Genomic DNA, 3,584 nt, shown 5'->3' with positions numbered 1-3,584 from the left:
CGAGCTTCGCGAGGCCGGCGTCCGCCGCTTGCTGGAGGAGGGCGGCGCGCGCGAGGGCGTCCTCGGCCGGGTCCGGAGGGGGTACGTCGAGGAGGCGGGTCATCAGCGGCAGCGACAGCCCCTGGAGGAACAGCGTCCCGGCCACCACCGTGAAGGCGACCAGCAGCAGCACCTCGCGGTGCGGCGCGTCCTCGGGGATGACGAAGGCGGCAGCAAGGGTGACCACGCCGCGCATGCCCGCCCAGCCGATGAGGAAGGTCCACGCCGGCGGGATCGGGTTCGAGCGGCGCAAGACCCAGGTGACGTACATGTAGACGAGACGGACGACGATGACCGTCGCGAGGGTCGCCAGGCACACCAGCGCGATGCGGCCGGTCGAGAGGGTCGACTCGCTCACGTCCTCGAGGATCCAGTCGAGCTGGAGGCCGATGAGCAGGAAGACGGTGTTCTCCAGGACGAAGGCGACCGTGCGCCAGGTGATGCGCTCGGTGATCCGCGACTGCGCGGTCTGGATGATCGGCGCCTTGTGGCCGAGCAACAGGCCGGCGACCACGACCGAGATCACGCCCGAGGCGTGGATCTCCTCGGCGGCCACGAAGGCGGCGAACGGCGTCAGGAAGGAGATCGCGGTGTCCATCAGCGGATCGGTGATCCGCTTGCGCAGCCAGGCCACGAGCAGGAAGAACGCGACGCCGATCAGCACGCCGCCGCCGGCTGCGCGCACGAAGTCGATGCCGACCTCGGCCAGGGCGACGCCGCCGGAGAGCGCGGCGACGGCGGTGCGCAGGGTGACCAGCGCGGTGGCGTCGTTGAGCAGCGACTCGCCCTCGAGGATGGTGACCACCCGCCTGGGCAGGCCGATCCGCCGGGCGACCGCCGTGGCGGCCACGGCGTCGGGCGGGGCGACCACCGCGCCGATCGCGATCGCCGCGGCCCACCCGAGGTCGGGCACCAGCCACTCGACGACCGCGGCGACCGCCAGGGAGGTCACCACGACGAGGAGCACCGAGAGCCGCAGGATCGTGCCGCGGTTGGCGTTGAAGTCGACCAGGGAGGTCTGGATCGCCGCCGCGTAGAGCAGGGGCGGCAGCAGGCCGAGCAGCACGACCTCGGACTCGAGGTGGATGGTCGGCACGCCGGGGACGTACGACGCCGCGGCGCCGACGAGGACGAGGATCAGCGGCGCGGGGACGTGCAGGCGTTCGCTGACGGCGGTCGCGGCCAGCACGACCGCCGCCATCGAGACGAGCAGCAGGGCGAGTTCCACCCGGGGATCCTCGCACCGGTGATGCGCTCAGCGCACCACGTCGTAGCGCTGCAGGGTGATGCCGTTGGCGTACGCCGCGTGCTCGACCAGGGACAGCCGGGTCTTGTCACCCTCGGCGAACAGGCGCTTGCCGCTGCCGAGGAGGAGAGGGAAGACCAGCAGCGTGTAGCGGTCGACGAGGCCCGCGCGGGCCAGGCCCTGGGCGAGCGTCGGGCTGCCGTGGACGTGGATCTCGCCGCCGTCGGTCTGCTTCAGCGCCGCGACGTCGTCGAGGGAGCGGAGCACGTCGACGTGGCCCTCGCCCCACGGGGCGGTGTCGCCCTCGAGCGTGGTGGACACGACGTACTTCGGCATCGCGTTGTAGGTCGTGAACTCCTCCATGGAGGGCCAGACCGGGGCGAACTCGTCGTAGGACTGCCGGCCGAGCAGGAGCGCGCTGGCCTCCTCGGTCTCGCGGCCCTTGACGTCGTAGGCGGCCTCTTCGAAGGCGACGTCCTTGAAGGTCCAGCCGGCGTGCGGGTGCTCGCCGCCGCCGGGGGAGTCGACGATGCCGTCGAGGGTGATGAACTCGGTCACGACGATGGGTCGCATGGCGGTGCCTCTCGGGTGGTGGTCGGGATCCGTGGGTGGGTGGTCAGGCGGCGAGCAGGTCGTCGACCTGGTTGATGGCTCCGGAGGCGCCCTCGACGACGCCCATGGCGAGCACCTGCTGCAGCGCCTCCGCGGACTCGTAGGTGGAGACGTAGGTCGCCCGGGTGCCGCCGTCGACCTCCGTGAAGGTGTAGGTCTGCGACGACTGCGGCATGGAGGGGTTGGGGGCGTAGGTCTCGTCGAGGGCGAAGCCGTCGCGGAACCGGAAGCCGTGCGGTGCGTCGACCTCGACGACCTCCCAGAAGTTGTAGTACTTCTCGCCGTCGGGGCTGGTCATGAAGAAGTGCATGCGTCCACCCGGGGTGAGGTCGTGCGCCTCGAAGGTGGCGGGCCAGCCGGGCGGACCCCAGATGCGCTCGAGCTGGCGCGGGTCGGCGTAGACCTCCCACACGCGCTCGACCGGCGCGGCGAACTCGGCGGTGATGGTCAGGGTGCGGGTGTCGAGGTCGTGGTGGGTGTCGGTGACGGGCATGTCGGGTTCCGTTCGTGTCGGTGGTGGTGGGTCACTGCTGGGGTCGATCGGCCGGGCCCTCGGCGAGGAGCTCGTCCATCCGGGCGATGCGGCCGCGCCAGAGCTCCTCCAGCTCGGCGAGCATCGCGCCCACGGACCGCACGGCCTCGACGTCACCGCTGGCCAGGGCCTCGCGACCCTGCCGACGCTTGGTCAGCAGGCCGGCCCGCTCCAGCACGGCGACGTGCTTCTGCACCGCCGCGAAGCTCATGTCGTAGCTCTTCGCGAGGGCGGAGACGGAGTGCTCGCCGGCGAGCACGCGGCGCAGGATGTCGCGGCGGGTGCGGTCGGCGAGCGCGTGGAACCAGGCGTCCGCCCGGTCCTCGTCCGTCTCTCGCATGTCCACAACCTACAACCAAGTGGTTGTAGGTTGTCAAGGGTCTCACCTGCAGGGGTGTGGGGTGTTGGCGACAACGCATGTTTACGGTCGAGGGCGGAGTAGCATCACCCGGTCGGTGCCACTTGCGCACCCATCTCCCGATCAGAAGTGGGGCGTCCCCCAAGTGCACAGACTCGTCCCAGGACTCCGTCTCGGGGACCGCTACGTGCTCGAGGAGCGGATCGCCTCCGGAGGCATGGCCGACGTCTGGCAGGGCACCGACGACGTGCTGCAGCGCAGCGTCGCCGTCAAGGTGATGCGCGCCGATCCCGACAACGAGGAGATCTTCGCCGAGCGCTTCCGCGACGAGGCGCTGCACTCCGCGGCCCTGATGCACCCGAACATCACGACGCTGTTCGACTACGGCGAGGACGACCACCTCACCTACCTCGTGATGGAGCTGGTGCAGGGTCTGCCGCTCTCGGCGATCCTGCGCGAGCAGGGCCCGCTGCAGGCCGACACGGTCCGGTCCGTCCTCGGGCAGGCCGCGCTCGCCCTCGGGACCGCCCACGAGGCGGGGGTGGTGCACCGTGACGTCAAGCCCGCCAACATCCTCGTGCGCGAGGACGGGCTGGTGAAGCTGACCGACTTCGGCATCGCCCGGGCGATGGACGCGATCGGGCACACCCGCGTCGGCGAGATGCTCGGCACCCCCAACTACATCAGTCCCGAGCAGGCCGTGGGCCAGCAGGCGACCGGCGCCAGCGACCTCTACGCCCTCGGCGTCGTCGCCCACGAGATGCTCACCGGCGAGCGGCCCTTCGACCGCGGTACGC

At 71.0% G+C, this 3,584-nt stretch carries 5 protein-coding genes; 1 reads left to right on the top strand and 4 read right to left on the bottom strand.

Annotated elements, in window-relative coordinates; translation table 11 throughout:
- The 4 genes from Q9S36_RS51450 to Q9S36_RS51435 all read right to left on the bottom strand — a co-directional run.
- Window positions 1-1,267: sodium:proton antiporter (locus Q9S36_RS51450; RefSeq protein ID WP_311292427.1), on the bottom strand; the 1,267-nt coding region annotated here is incomplete at its 3' end.
- Between the two features lie 27 nt (window positions 1,268-1,294).
- Window positions 1,295-1,858, bottom strand: coding sequence for a dihydrofolate reductase family protein (locus tag Q9S36_RS51445; protein ID WP_311292426.1), 564 nt, complete (start codon window positions 1,856-1,858; stop codon window positions 1,295-1,297).
- Window positions 1,859-1,901: 43 nt separating this feature from the next.
- Entirely contained in the window at window positions 1,902-2,390 is a 489-nt protein-coding gene (locus Q9S36_RS51440) for an SRPBCC domain-containing protein (RefSeq protein ID WP_311292425.1), read from the bottom strand.
- 31 nt (window positions 2,391-2,421) lie between these two features.
- Window positions 2,422-2,769 (bottom strand): metalloregulator ArsR/SmtB family transcription factor, encoded by a 348-nt coding sequence (locus Q9S36_RS51435; RefSeq protein ID WP_311292424.1) that lies wholly within the window; start codon window positions 2,767-2,769, stop codon window positions 2,422-2,424.
- A gap of 163 nt (window positions 2,770-2,932) precedes the next feature.
- Here Q9S36_RS51435 and Q9S36_RS51430 point away from each other — a divergent pair.
- Window positions 2,933-3,584: serine/threonine-protein kinase (locus tag Q9S36_RS51430; RefSeq protein WP_311292423.1), on the top strand; the 652-nt coding region annotated here is incomplete at its 3' end.

This window comes from Microbacterium sp. ARD31 (assembly GCF_031844425.1).
Note: the sequence above shows the minus strand (reverse complement) of the source record. Positions and strands in the feature narration are given on the sequence as shown.